Origin of the sequence: Agromyces laixinhei, assembly GCF_006337065.1 — a bacterium.
GTDB classification, from domain to species: domain Bacteria; phylum Actinomycetota; class Actinomycetes; order Actinomycetales; family Microbacteriaceae; genus Agromyces; species Agromyces laixinhei.
Genome location: NZ_CP040872.1, coordinates 418,861 through 430,596, shown reverse-complemented (window position 1 = coordinate 430,596; position 11,736 = coordinate 418,861). Strand labels below are relative to the sequence as shown.

At 66.7% G+C, this 11,736-nt stretch carries 9 protein-coding genes; 1 reads left to right on the top strand and 8 read right to left on the bottom strand.

The annotated features are described in order from the left end of the window. Positions 1-16: 16 nt before the first annotated feature. The 8 genes from FHG54_RS16875 to FHG54_RS02005 all read right to left on the bottom strand — a co-directional run bounded on the left by FHG54_RS16875 (position 17) and on the right by FHG54_RS02005 (position 10,790). Entirely contained in the window at positions 17-2,575 is a 2,559-nt protein-coding gene (locus FHG54_RS16875; protein WP_233437837.1) for a family 43 glycosylhydrolase, read from the bottom strand. Beyond that, on the bottom strand, positions 2,572-3,474 hold the full coding sequence (locus FHG54_RS02035) for a family 43 glycosylhydrolase (protein WP_233437836.1): 903 nt from the start codon (positions 3,472-3,474) through the stop codon (positions 2,572-2,574). Before FHG54_RS02035 ends, FHG54_RS16875 begins: the two co-directional genes overlap by 4 nt. Before the next feature lie 12 nt (positions 3,475-3,486). After that, positions 3,487-5,607: a glycoside hydrolase family 36 protein gene (locus FHG54_RS02030; protein WP_233437835.1), complete on the bottom strand. Its 2,121-nt coding sequence runs from the start codon at positions 5,605-5,607 to the stop codon at positions 3,487-3,489. Further along, a complete protein-coding gene (locus tag FHG54_RS02025; protein ID WP_139415682.1) occupies positions 5,604-6,335 on the bottom strand; it encodes a hypothetical protein in 732 nt (243 codons plus the stop codon). The genes FHG54_RS02030 and FHG54_RS02025 overlap by 4 nt, the downstream gene beginning before the upstream one ends. After that, complete coding sequence (locus tag FHG54_RS02020) at positions 6,332-7,216, bottom strand: carbohydrate ABC transporter permease (protein ID WP_232333571.1); 885 nt, start codon at positions 7,214-7,216, stop codon at positions 6,332-6,334. Before FHG54_RS02020 ends, FHG54_RS02025 begins: the two co-directional genes overlap by 4 nt. Beyond that, the gene (locus FHG54_RS02015) at positions 7,213-8,232 is read right to left on the bottom strand and encodes a carbohydrate ABC transporter permease (RefSeq protein WP_139415680.1); all 1,020 of its coding nucleotides are present in this window, start codon (positions 8,230-8,232) and stop codon (positions 7,213-7,215) included. The genes FHG54_RS02020 and FHG54_RS02015 overlap by 4 nt, the downstream gene beginning before the upstream one ends. A 79-nt stretch (positions 8,233-8,311) precedes the next feature. After that, positions 8,312-9,649, bottom strand: coding sequence for an ABC transporter substrate-binding protein (locus FHG54_RS02010; RefSeq protein ID WP_232333572.1), 1,338 nt, complete (start codon positions 9,647-9,649; stop codon positions 8,312-8,314). A gap of 157 nt (positions 9,650-9,806) precedes the next feature. Next, positions 9,807-10,790 carry a LacI family DNA-binding transcriptional regulator gene (locus FHG54_RS02005; protein ID WP_232333573.1) on the bottom strand — a complete coding sequence of 328 codons (984 nt, stop codon included), beginning with the start codon at positions 10,788-10,790 and terminating at the stop codon, positions 9,807-9,809. A 168-nt stretch (positions 10,791-10,958) separates the two neighbouring features. Between FHG54_RS02005 and FHG54_RS02000 the strand changes: the two genes are divergently transcribed. Further along, complete coding sequence (locus FHG54_RS02000) at positions 10,959-11,642, top strand: ThuA domain-containing protein (RefSeq protein ID WP_139415677.1); 684 nt, start codon at positions 10,959-10,961, stop codon at positions 11,640-11,642. Positions 11,643-11,736: the final 94 nt, after the last annotated feature.

Sequence of the window (11,736 nt, the reverse complement as noted above, 5' to 3'; positions counted from 1 at the left end):
GCCGGCCCGGGTTTTTTCAAGGCCGCGTGAACCGGATGCGGAAGTCCGTCAGGTCGGCGGTCCAACGGCGGCCGTCGAGATCGTCCGCACGCACGCCAAGGAACAGCCCAGTAAACCGCAGCCGAGGGCCGTGGTCGTCCGACAGCGTCCATGCCGGGTAGGTTCCCGGCACGGGCGACGGGTTACCGTCAGCCGCTCCGACGGCGAAGGTCAACACGGGGCCGCGCAGTTCCGCGCTCAGGCGCAGTGGTCCCTGCGGGACCGAGACCGGCGCCGATCGGGTTGTGATCGTCCCGTCGCGGCGCACCACGCGGGCGTGGCGGCCGTTTTCGTCGTCCCACGTGATCTGCAACCAGATCCAGCCGTTGCGGTCGTACCAGGCGATCAGCCCAGCGCTCTCCCGGGAGCTGCGGGGGTCGGCGTCCACGACCACTTCGACGTTCGTATGGTGCTCCTCGACGCGCGTAAGAAGCATTGCTTGGTCGTAAACCGATGCCGGTGAGTGTCCGCCGTGGAGCCGTAGCCAGCCGGGCCGGCCGCGCAGGTCGGCGGCGGTGCCGAGCGGGGCGCGCAGGGTCGACCAGCGTCGGGAATCGATGCTGTCGGATGCGAAGTCGTCGGTGAACCCGTCCGTTGGGCTGTCGAGGGCGTCGTTGGCTGGACCGACGGGGACGTCGATGGCGGCGTGGTGCCCGCCGTGCGCGAGGCGCGGCCATTCGTCCTGATCGAAGATCACCTTCTGCAGACAGGTCTCACGACCCAGCGTCGAGTACCGCGCCCCCAGCTGCAGGGTCGGCCGGCTCGCCAGGTGCGCCAAGATCCACTCTCCTGCCGGGGTCTGCACGAGCTCGCCATGCCCGGCCTTCTGCAACGGCTCGCCGGGGGCGTCGCGGGTGGTGAGCACCGCCATCTCCGGGTCGCGCAGGTAGGGACCGAGCAGGGTGCGGGAGCGGGCGACGGTGATGCTGTGGTTCCAACCGGTGCCGCCGGCGGCGATCAGCAGGTAGTACCACTCGCCGATCCGGTACAAGTTGGGGCCTTCGACCAGCCCATCCTCGCGGTAGATGAGATGGGCAGACCCGGTCGTGCGCTGCTGGTCGGGGAGGTACTGCTCCACGACGAGGCCGCCGAAGGAGGGGTGTTCGGGTCGCTGGTCCCACTGCACGCCGACAATCCAGTGGGTGCCGTCCGTGTCGTGGAAGAAGGAGAAGTCGAACCCGCGAGAGCCGAGGTGGATCGGGGCGCTCCACGGCCCGTCGATCGTGGGTGCGGTGGTGAGGTAGTTGTCGATGTCTTTGTCGTCGCCGTCCATGGATCGCACGATCGAGTACGCCAGCCAGTACTGGCCGTCCACGTACGACAGGCTGGGCGCCCACACACCGCCAGAGTCGGGGATCCCCCGCAGGTCGAACCCGTCGTCCAAGGCGTGCCCGATGACCTCCCACTGGACCAGGTGGGTCGAGTGGTGCAGCCGGACCGCAGGGTGGAACTCGAAGGTGCTGGTCGCGAGGTAGTAGTCCTCTCCGACGCGAAGGATCGAGGGGTCGGGGTTGAAACCGCGCAAGACCGGGTTGTGAATGACGCCCACGGGTGTGCTCCCTAAGGGGTGATGGGGTGGGCGAAGGGTTGGCCGATAACGAATCGTTCGACTTCGGCCACGGCTGCCGCGCCAAGGCGCTGCAGCTCGCTGCCGGTCGATCCGGCCAGGTGCGGTGTCAGGAAGACGTTGGGCAGGGTGTACAGCAGGTGTCCCGCGGGTAGCACCTCGGGTTCGGTGACGTCGAGCACGGCGCGCAGCCGACCCCGCCGTCAGCTCCTCGACGAGCGCGGCCTGGTCGACCAGCGCGCCTCGGGCGGTGTTGACAACCGTCGCACCGTCAGGCAGCTGGGCCAGCACGTCGCGGGACACCATGCCGCGAGTAGCGGGTAGCTCCGGCGCGTGCACCGACAGGATGGTGCTGCGCCGCGCCAACTCAGCCAGGTCCGTCACCAGATCCGCGCCAAGACGTCCGGCCTGCTCCGGTGTGGCGTACGGATCGAACAGCAGCACGTCGACGTCGTGGCGCCGAAGCAGCTGGATCACCAGGGTGCCGATGCTTGAGGCGCCGATGATGCCTACGGTACGGCGGAACAGACCGGTGTGCGCAAGCTCCACCTCCCGCAGCACTTCCGCCTGCTGCTGCCCGTAGATGCGCGACACCCAGAACGCGTCCTTGGCGGCGAGGATGATCATCGCCAATGTGAACTCCGCCACCGGGACCGCGTTCGCGGCACGGGCCGAGGACACCGCGATACCGCGCGTCGGGGCAGATGGGTCCAGGAATCCCACTCCCCCACCCCAGTGCACCACTCCGCGCAGCCGCGGCAGGTGATCAAGCTCGGCGGCACCGAGCCACTGGGCCCCCCATCCAGTGATGAGCAGCTCCACCGACTCGCGTTCGGCGGCGGTCAGGTCCGCCAGCGGACGATCGGGGCGGGTCAGGTCGACGTCCACGAGCTGTGCCAGCCGGTGTCGCTCAGGTTCGGTGAACACCAACGGGAACGCTGCGGCGTCCATGGACAGCAGGGCCTTCATGACTGCAACTCCTCGACGCTCCACTGGTCATGCCAGCGCAGCTCGGCGTTCCCGTCGCGCAGGGTGATCGGCAACCACGCGGCGGGCGAGTGGAAGAGATCGTCCTTCAGCCAGCGGTCGCCGATGTAGATGTGCCCGCCGTCGACGGCGGCGGCGACCACGCTGACCTGCGAGCCGAACGTGGCCGACCCCTCTGGCGAGAAGGGCCGCCACGGGCCCCACGGGCCCGCAAGGTCGGTGGCGGTGGTGTACATGTTGTCGTTCGTGCTCCACCCGGTCAAGTCGGATCCGAACAGGTAGTACCGGTCGTCGCGGCGTACCAGCGTCGGCGACTCGTAGCCGATCTCGGGCCGGTTCTGCTGCCGCAGCGTGGTGACGATCTCGGCCACGCCGAGGTAATCGTCTCGCAGCCGGTAGATGTGCAGCCCGTTGTCGCGGTCCTCGGACAGCAGGTACCAGACGCCGTGCTCCTGGTACACCCCGAGGTCGCGGCTGATGTTGCCGAGCGGTCGTTCGCTGTGGAGATAGCGGTACGGGCCGGTCAGGGTGTCGGAAATCGCGTACCCGACGCGCGCGTAGCCGTAGTCCGCGGTGTCCACGTGCAACAGCATGATCCACTTGCCGTCCGGGCGGCGCAGCACCTTGGTCCTTTCGATCACCCGGTCCGCGCCAAGGTCGCCGTCGCCGGCGACCAGGGCGTCGCCTTCGTATCGCCAGGTGCTGAGGTCAGGTGAGCTGTAACACGTAACCGCGGTGAAGGTGCCGCCGGCGGTCTTGTCTTCTCCCCACGCGTACCAGGTGCCGTCGTCGTCGCGGTGCAGCCCGATGCCGTGCAGCTGGGCGGTGCTGCCGCGGTCGTCCACGAAGGTGCGGCCCGGACGGATCAGTCCTCCGTTCACCGTCGCATCCTCTCACGACCGGGCGATGTGCAGCATCCGTGCCGCCGCGCCCGCCGGGGTCTGCAGCTGCAGACCCGCGAGGGTGACCCTCGGGGCAGCGCCGGTGAGTGCTGGGAACAGCTGCGCTGCGGTGCCGGTGATGCCCGGGATGGTGAGCGTGCGAGCGTCGGAGTGACGGTCCCAGACGAACAGCAGGTCGCCGTCGTCGGTGTGCAGCCCCAGCACGATGGTGTCGGCGTCCCAGTCTGGCAGGCCGAGCGGCCAGAACGGCACCGCGGCGGACAGGCCACGGCGAACCCGCTTGTGCAGCTGAGCGGCGTCTGCGACAAGTGCGCGCTGTTCATTGGTGAGCTCGTGCAGGAATCCCGAGAGGTAGAGCCGTCCGCTGAGTCCGGTGACGAGGGTGAAAGCGGTTTCCTCGTCGGTCATTCCCGCTGCCGGGTACGCCCAATTCGCGCATTGTTCCGGCAGGATCGACATCGGCGCCGAGGCCGCGATCGGCGGGTACAGCCGGAAGTCCTGCTGGTCGCTGGTGGACTGCTGGTGGGTGACTTCCAGCAGCGAGTAGTCGGCCCGCATCGCGCCTGAGCTGCAGTTCTCCAGCTGCAGGCCGGGGTGCCGCTGCTGCACGTCGATCAGCCATTCCCGGAAGGCGCGGGTGTGGCCCAGCAGTCCATCGCCGGCGGCGGTCGCGTCGCGTTCTGTGCCTGCGCCCGGGTTGATGTTGTAGTCCAGCTTTATGTACGAGACGCCGTACTCCGCCACGATCCGGTCGACGACCTCGTCCATGTGGGCACGGGCGGCCGGGTGGCGGAAGTCCAGATGATAACGGCGGTGTTCCATGACCCGCTGGCCGTGCCGCCAGAAGAAGGCGTCGTCCGGCAATACATCGGCGACGGGGCTGTCGGCACCCACGACTTCGGGTTCCAGCCACAGGCCGACCCGCATTCCGCGGCTAAGGATCTCGTCGGTGATCTGCTTCAGGCCCGCCGTGAAACGAGTGTTCGCTTCCTGCCATTCCCCCACGGTCGCCCACCAGTCGCCGATCTCAGGTTCGGCGAACCAGCCGGCGTCGATGCAGAACACCTCGGCGCCCGCGTCGGCGGCGGCGGCCACCAGCGGCAGCAGCTGCTCGGTGGTGGGCTGACCCATCAGCGTGTTCATGAAGTCGTTGTAGACGACCGGGAGGCTGGACGTGTCCTGGCCGCGGCGCAGCCACCGCCTATAGGCGGTTAGCGCCGCGACCACGCCGTCGCGACCGTCATGCGAGGAGGCGATCGAAACCGGCACTGCGTCGAATGTGTCGCCGGGGGCGATTCGGTGCGCGAAGTGGTTCTCCAGGTCGGTGGGTCCCAACAGCGACAGCACGCCGCCGTCGCGGGCCTGGCTGATGTCGACGTGCCAGCCGGCGCTGGTCTCGATCTGCCAGGCCAGAGCGCTGCCATCGCCAGAGGTCAGGATGCCGCACGGAACGTGCTCGCCGCTGGACCAGGCGCCGTGACTGCTGAGCCCGTAGTGTCCGCGGCCGTCCTGCTCGTGGAAGCCCAGGGACACCCCGGGCAGCACAGCGCGCAGCGGAATCTCGCTCCACCGGTCCTCGGCCAGCCACTCACTGTCGGCGACGGCCAGTCGCACGTCGTCGAGGTCGGACTCGGACAGACCGAACCCGAAAGACAACGACGTGACCGCAGTGATGACAACGGGGCGGGTGCCGGCGTTGCGCAGCCGGGTCTGCGCCCGCACCGTGGAGACGCCCCACGGCTGGCTGATGACGGTGTCAGCTTCCAAACCCGTGGTCGCATCACGCTGCGACACCAGGGTGCGGCGGGCGGCGGCATCCTCCTCGTGGCTCACCGCGATCACTCGCATACGGGCGCCGACGGCAGAGCGGAAGTAGGCCTGGCTGGTGCGCGCGCGCTGCTCTTCCGCGGTGAAGATCTCCACCAGCGGCACGGACGCGCGACCGCCGAACGGCGAGTCGCGCACCACTAGCGCGGCCGGCCGATCGGCCGACCATTCGACATCGAAGGTGGCTTCGGCGACGCGCACGCGTTCCGGCACGCCGGTGGTGGGCGCCTCCGGTCGCAGTTCCGTGTTGGGAAGGGTCTGGAGGCGCTGCAGCGCGTCGGTCACGAGGAGAGCTCCTTGTTATCGGCGAGGAAGTTCAGGGTGCGATTGCAGATCACGATCCCGCAGGCGACGAGGGCGGGCGCGAACAGCGCGACCGTTCCCCCGATCACGGGCAGCATCGATGCGCCCACGCCGGCGGCGATGAGCAGCACCCAACTGAGAGCGACGTGCGGTCGCGCGATGATTGCTCGCACCGCTGCCACGAGCAGCGCCCGCGGTCGGGTCGTGGTGCACGACTCGGCGACGCTGCTGATCCCGACGATCAGCGCGAGCAGCAGCGCCAACCCGATGGTCGCGACGAGCAGCATCGTGTCGCTGTCGCCCAGCAGGGCGAGGTCGTAGCCGATCACCAGCACTGCGGCGCTCACCCCGGCTGCCACCCACCACAGCGACCGGACGCCGCGGCCGAACCCGCGCCAGAAGGTGCGAGCTGGGCCCCTCTCCCCGGGCATCAGCAGCACCCGACGGGCGGCACAGAGCGCGCCCAGCACGGCGGGTGCGACCGGGAGCAGCGAGGCGGCGCCAAGCCACAGCGCCAGGTGGGTGGGCTGCCAGCCGACCAACGCGTCGAACAGGAGCATGGGCGCCAGGCAGGCCAGGAACGACACCGCCACCAGGAAGAACTGGAACACGCGCAGCAGTGCGGTGGCGATCGGCCCGTCATAGGCGAGCAGCGCCGCGACGCGGCCGACCCTCCGCGACGGGCGGCGCGCAATAGGGTGGCTGGTCATCCCTTCACCGCCCCGACCGACATGCCCTTGATGAAGTAGCGCTGGAAACCGGCGAAGATCGCGATCGACGGGATGATCGCGAGGATCGCGCCGGTGTAAATGAGCTGCCACTGCGAGGTGAGCAGACCCACCATACGGTTGATAGCCACGTTGATCGTGCCCGCAGACGACGAATCAAGGAACACCAGCGGGATGAAGAAGTCATTCCACAGCCCGAGCGCTTGAATGATCACGAACGCGGACGTCACCGGCAGCAGCATTGGGAACACGATCGACCAGAACGTGCGCAACCTGCCGGCGCCATCCACGTGCGCAGCTTCCTCCACCTCGATAGGGATGCCCTTGATGAAGCTGCAGTACAACAGGATGCCGAAGCTCGCCGCGCCTCCCAGGTGGACCAGGATCACCGACAGCAGGGTGCTGTAGAGGCCGACCTGGTTGAACCCTTCGACCAGGGGGATCATCCGCACCTGGAACGGGATCATCAGTCCGGCGATGAACAGGACGTACAGGAATCGGGAGGTGCCGCCGCCGACGCGTTCGATGCCGTAGGCGGCCATCGGCACGATCGCCACCAGCAGCACCACGGTGCCGACGGTGATGATGACCGTGTTGAGGATCGCCTCGGCGAAGTCGGTCTGCTGGAACAGTTGCACGTAGTTGTCGAGCGTGAACTGCGTCGGCAGACCCATCGGGTCGATCGTGATCTCCGAGTAGCTGCGGAACGAGTTCAGCAGCGCGTAGATGACCGGCGAGGCGACGATGAGCACCAGCACCGCGAGGACGATCATCACGATGACCTCGCCGACGCTCCACTTCTTCCTCTCGGAGCTCTCCTTGCGCCGCAGCCGGAAGGGACGGCGCGTGGTGGTGGTGCTCATGCCTGGATCTCCCTCTTGCGCATGTAGGCGTTGGTGCCGACGGTGCTGACGATCACGACGAGGAACAGGACGACGGCGGCCGCCGATCCGAACCCGGCGCGGTACTCGCCGAAGCCGACCTTATAGATGAAGAACGCCATCGTTTCGCTGACGAATCCGGGGCCACCGGCGGTCAGGACGAGGATCTGGTCGAAGATGACCCAGCCGGCGATCATCGCGAGCGTCATGTTGACGGTCACGGCGCCGGCGATCATCGGCCAGGTGACGTTCCAAAACACCTTCCAGCCGTTGGCGCCGTCGATGCGGGCGGCCTCGACCAACTCCTGCGGAACGGACTGCAGATTCGCCAGGTAGATGAGGGTGGTGTTGCCGCCGAGAGTGAAGCAGGTGATGAAGAGGATCACCCAGATCACGATGCTGCTGTCGCCGAGCCAGTCGCGTGCCCAGTCGGGGACCCCGATCTCCCGCAGCACGGTGTTGACACTGCCGAAGTTGAAGTTGAGGAGGTACTTCCAGATCGTTGCCATGATGAAGGCGCTGACCAGAGCGGGCAGGTACACCGCGGTGCGGAAGAGTCCCGGCGCGTGGTTCAGCTTGTCGAGCATGAGCGCGACGATCAGGGCGATGACATTGATGATGATGGCCGAGCCGAGACCGAGGATGAGCGTGTTGCGGACGGCGTTCCAGAAGCGGCCGCTGGTGAGGATGTCCTCGTAGTTCTTGATTCCGATGTAGTCGTAGCCATCGCTGATGCCGTCCCAGTTGGTGAAGCTCAGCTGCACCGTCTGCAGCGAAGGGACGATGACCATGAGCAGGTAGATGACCAGCGCCGGGACGACGAAGGCGAGCATCACCAGGCGTCCACGGCTCCAGCGCCGGGGCTTGCGACGGTCCTCGCCGGCGATGAACTCTTCTTGGCTGCCGATAGGCGCTCCCTCGAAGGGTCGTTCACCCGTGAGCAGCACGCCGGGGCCGACGGCGTTGGATTGGCCTACCTGAGCGCTCTGATCACTCATGTCGTTCTCCCTTGGACGGAATGCTTGAAGGCCACAGGGTGGGGGGTGGACAGGCCGCCACCCACCCTGTGCAAGGGACTCAGCCGGCAGCCGCGACCTGGTTGTCGAGCTCGGTCTGGGTCTTGTTGATGGTGTCGTCCAGCGACGACTGTCCGTCCTGCATCTCGATGCGAGACTGACGGAAGAACGTGTTGAAGGCGCTGAACGTGCTCCAGGTGGGGGCGTTCTCGTACCAGACGAGGTTCGGGTTCTCCAGGAGGGCGAAGAAGTCCTCGGCACCAGGGATCGAGTTGTTACGGACGACCTCGTCGGAGTCGACGATGTTGGGCGAGATCCATCCGGCCTCCTCCATCAGGTTGGCCGCTTCCACGGAGTAGAAGAACTCGAGGAACTCGACCGACGAGGCCAGCTCGTCCTCATCCTCCGCCGCCTGCGACGAGATCGCGAGACCACCAGCGGTGTCGCCGACCACGCTGTTCTTCAGGACGTTGATGTTGCCGTCCTCGTCCGGGATGATGAACAACCCCGCGTTGAAGTCGGGGTCCACCTTGTGGATGTCGTTGAGTCGCCCCAGACCGGCGGACGACGTCGCCATGACAGCCTGATCGTTCACCAACAGTGTGGTGGTCTGCGCGTCGGCGGTGGACTGCCAACCCTCGAGGACGAAGTTGTCGGTGATGTACTGCAGTTCCTCGAGCGGATCGCGCAGGTCCTCCACCGTGGCCGTCTTCTCGGCGGCGGCGTTCCAGAAGCCGCCCTCGTCGGTGTACTCCGCGAAGATCGGCGCGGCCAGCGGCTTCCACAGCTGGTCGGAGGGCCACACCTCACCGGCGGCCGTCGCCAGGGGCACATCACCGTTGGCCTTGATGTCCTCCAGCAGTGTGATGAAGTCGTCGTAGGTCTCGGGCACCTCGAGGTCGTTCTCCTCGAAGTAGTCCTTGTTGTAGATGATGTTGATGCCGAGCTCGCCGTTGAGGGCGCTGTAGGGCACGGTGTAGACGTTGCCGTCCTCCGCCGCCGCGAATGCCGTCGGCTCCAGCAGATCGGTGACCTCTGACGGGATCGGGGCCAGCTTGCCGGCGTTGACATAGGTGAGCGTGTCGCGCATGTCGACGATGGCCGGCCAGTTGCCGGTGGCGTCGACCGTCTTCAGCGCGGTTGCGTAGTCCGACCCGGCCGGAAGCGGGTCGAGTTCGACCGTGGTGGTGTCGCTCTGCTCGTTGAACGTCGTCACGACCGAGTCCACCACGCTGTTCCACGTCTCGTCGCCGGTTGCATAGAGGAACCGAATGGTGGTCTTCTCCTGGCTGCCGGCAGCCTCGCTCCCCCCAGCGGTGCAGCCGGTGAGCGCCAGCGCGCCGATGGCGCTGACCGCGATGCCGGTCATGAGGATGCCGCGCCTCGTTGCGTTGTACATGTGATCTCCCTTGAATCATGCCGACGACTTCTGCGTCGACGTCAGGCTAGCTCAAATGGATATCGTTTGCCAGTCTTCGATCGAAAAAAGTTCGACCCGGTTGTTGCGAACAAGACCAAGCTGTGGCTGAAGCGGAGGGTTGTGAAGCGAGTCGTCGTCAGCGGCGCTTCACCGCCGTGCCACGCACGATCGGCGTGGCACGCAGCGCGATAGTGGTATCCGCAGGCACGTCGTCCTCGTCAAGGCACAGGGACAGCGCCGCCTCGCCGAACGCCTCCAACGGAACCTCGACGGTGCTGAACTGAGGCAGCACGTCGCCCAACATGGGCACGTGGTCGAAGCCGGTGACTTCGATCTCGCGGGGGACATCGATCCCCAATTCGTACAGTCGAGCGATCGCGCCGACAGCCATCGCGTCGCTCATGGCGGCCAGCACGTCGAACTGGTCCAGCCGGCCCTCGAGCGCACGTACAGCCGCATAGCCACCGTCTCGCGAAAAGGTGCGATGGATGACGTCTTGCCGCGGAACGGTGATGTCGTGCTCAGCGAGTCCGGCAAGAAATCCATCGACCCGGTCGTGTGCCGTGATCTCCGATGCCGGCGCGGACAAGATTGCGAAGCGTCGAAGTCCGGCCCTTGCCAGTCCGTCAGCGAGCAGGCGAGCTGCCACTCGATTGTCGACCGTCACGGATGGGAACTCCAACGAACTGTCACCGACGACGACAACCCGTGTTCCTTGCTCGACCAGGGTATCCAATTGTCGTGCCAGAGCACTTTCGCGGTGCGCGTCCGTCGTGCGACTTGTCGCGATGATAACGGCACGATGCCGCTCGCCGGGCAGTTGAGCGAGCAACTCGTGCTCACGCAGCGGGTCGTCTCTCGTGGTGCGCACCGCGACCGAGGCACCTCGCTTCTCAGCGGCGTGCATCACGCCGGAGATCATGGTCGCGGATCCGTAGTCTTCGATGTCGCTGACCAGAACGGCAACGGTTCGCGACCGGCCACCTTTGGTGGCCTGTGCTGCGGGGTTCACCGAGTACCCCAAGGCGCGGGCAGCGTCGGTGACGCGTTGGCGAAGCTCCGCCGAGCCGCTCTGTGCGCCACGCACCCCGCCGTTCAACGCGCGCGACGCCGTCGGCACGGAGACGCCTGCTAAGCGCGCTACGTCGGTCAGCGTCGGCGGCTTTGGAGCTTTTGCGTGCACCTGGTCCTCCCGTCGACTGTGATATCGCTATCCACATTAGCTAGTGTGTTGGGATCATGGCGCCAGACCCGCTGGCGTTCATCGGCCACTTCGGAGGAAACGCGGATGCGAGCACTCATCGCCAGTGGCTCCGGCCGCTACAGCGACCCCTGGCATCCCTTCGACCGGACGAGCCCGATCATCGCGGACATTCTGCGCACGGCCGGATTCAACGTCTCTGTGGATGACGACGTGGACCACGCGATGAGCACCCTGCAGAACATCGACCTCCTCGTCGTCAACGCCGGCGACCCGTGGCGAGGCGAGCAGGACGCGGCACCGGTGCCGACGGACGCGGTGGAAGGGTTCGCCGCCGCCCTCGCCCGAGGGCTGGGAGTGCTCGCGCTGCACTGTGCCGTGTCGTCCCTGCGCGACTACCCCGACTGGTTCCCCGCGATCGGCGGCATGTGGGTGCCAGGCCTCTCCTTCCACCCCCCGGCATCCCGCACACACATCACCGGAGGGACGCTACCCGACGGTACGACCATCGCCCCATTCGACGTCTTCGACGAGGGGTACTGCCGCATCCAAGAAATCGGACGCAACCACACCGTGGCGCACCACCACCAGACACGACACGCACACCGGGCGGCATGGACGCGTACGCAATGTGCAAGCAGGATCGCCGTCGACCTCCTTGGCCACGACGAACGCTCCTACGAATCTGACGGCCATGCTCGCATGCTGATCTCGCTCGCACACTGGGCGAGTGGGGGGCTCGGTGAGGCCGCGGTGAAGATCCGGGTGTAGAAGAAGTCAGCAGATGGCCGTCTGGGACATCCGAAGACCTCGAGTTGATCCGCATCGGAGGTGGGCATGCCCTGTTCTGCTCAGGAGGGGGCGC

What these genes read in the sequence shown, in the direction of transcription:
- FHG54_RS16875 (WP_233437837.1), bottom strand. Translation starts at nt 2,575, where the DNA reads ATGAAGGCCCTGCTGTCCATGGACGCCGCAGCGTTCCCGTTGGTGTTC.
- FHG54_RS02025 (WP_139415682.1), bottom strand. Translation starts at nt 6,335, where the DNA reads ATGACCAGCCACCCTATTGCGCGCCGCCCGTCGCGGAGGGTCGGCCGC.
- FHG54_RS02020 (WP_232333571.1), bottom strand. Translation starts at nt 7,216, where the DNA reads ATGAGCACCACCACCACGCGCCGTCCCTTCCGGCTGCGGCGCAAGGAG.
- FHG54_RS02015 (WP_139415680.1), bottom strand. Translation starts at nt 8,232, where the DNA reads ATGAGTGATCAGAGCGCTCAGGTAGGCCAATCCAACGCCGTCGGCCCC.
- FHG54_RS02010 (WP_232333572.1), bottom strand. Translation starts at nt 9,649, where the DNA reads ATGTACAACGCAACGAGGCGCGGCATCCTCATGACCGGCATCGCGGTC.
- FHG54_RS02000 (WP_139415677.1), top strand. Translation starts at nt 10,959, where the DNA reads ATGCGAGCACTCATCGCCAGTGGCTCCGGCCGCTACAGCGACCCCTGG.